The following is a 465-nucleotide window of genomic DNA, read 5'->3' on the forward strand; positions in this document are numbered from 1 at the left end:
GCGGCGATGCTGGACAACATCGGCGTGCCGGTGAGCGGCATCAATCTGACCTACGACTCGTCGGACCCGATCGGCTCCGAGGATGCCGACGTGATGATCACGCTCGCGCCGAAACACAAGCCGACCGCGCAATACGTGGCGACGCTGCGCACCACGCTGACGAAAGACTTCCCCGGCGTCACGTTCGCTTTCCTGCCCGCCGACATCGTCAGCCAGATTCTCAACTTCGGCCTGCCCGCGCCGATCGATGTCCAGATCGTCGGCAACAAGCTCGACGCCAACCGCGTGGTGGCGAACCGCCTGCTCGCGCAACTGCGCGGCGTGCGCGGCCTCGTCGACGCGCGCATTCAACAGCCCGGCGACGCGCCCGCGATCAACGTCAATGTCGACCGCACCCGGGCGATTCAGGCCGGCCTGCTGCAACGCGACGTGTCGCAGAATCTGCTGATCGCGCTCTCCGGCAGT

Annotated in this window: 1 protein-coding gene; it reads left to right on the forward strand. The window is 66.5% G+C overall.

Annotated features, from left to right (window positions below; genetic code table 11):
• The coding region (locus tag P0D96_RS48400; protein ID WP_408321464.1) for an efflux RND transporter permease subunit at positions 1 to 465 on the forward strand (465 nt) is incomplete at both ends.

This window comes from Paraburkholderia sp. RL17-347-BIC-D, from assembly GCF_046027915.1.
Lineage (GTDB): Bacteria > Pseudomonadota > Gammaproteobacteria > Burkholderiales > Burkholderiaceae > Paraburkholderia.